This is a genomic window from Penaeicola halotolerans (assembly GCF_016464625.1).
Classification (GTDB): Bacteria; Bacteroidota; Bacteroidia; order Cytophagales; family Cyclobacteriaceae; genus Penaeicola; species Penaeicola halotolerans.
Genome location: NZ_JAEAGO010000092.1, coordinates 1 through 265, shown reverse-complemented (window position 1 = coordinate 265; position 265 = coordinate 1). Strand labels below are relative to the sequence as shown.

Annotated in this window: 1 other RNA gene; it reads left to right on the top strand. The window is 55.1% G+C overall.

What is annotated here, in order from left to right:
- Nucleotides 1-60 precede the first annotated feature (60 nt).
- An RNA gene (gene ffs, locus I5349_RS13805) (signal recognition particle sRNA large type) lies at nucleotides 61-265 on the top strand; the annotation flags it as partial.

The window sequence follows — 265 nt, the reverse complement described above, 5'->3', positions numbered from 1 at the left end:
AAAAGACATGTATACTTAGTTATGCGTTAGTTTTTAACACTTAAACTGGTATCAATTTTGCCGCGCTAGGTGGGGAGGCAGCGGTGCCCTGTACCCGCAATCCGCTCCAGCGGGACTGAATCCCTTTCCGAGGCCGGCTGCTTGTAGGGCCAGCCTTAAGTAAGTGGTGTTGACACCCGGGTCCTGCGCAATGGAACCCCGCGAACCATGTCAGGTCCGGAAGGAAGCAGCATTAAGCGGGTCATTCCATGTGCCGCAGGGCAGC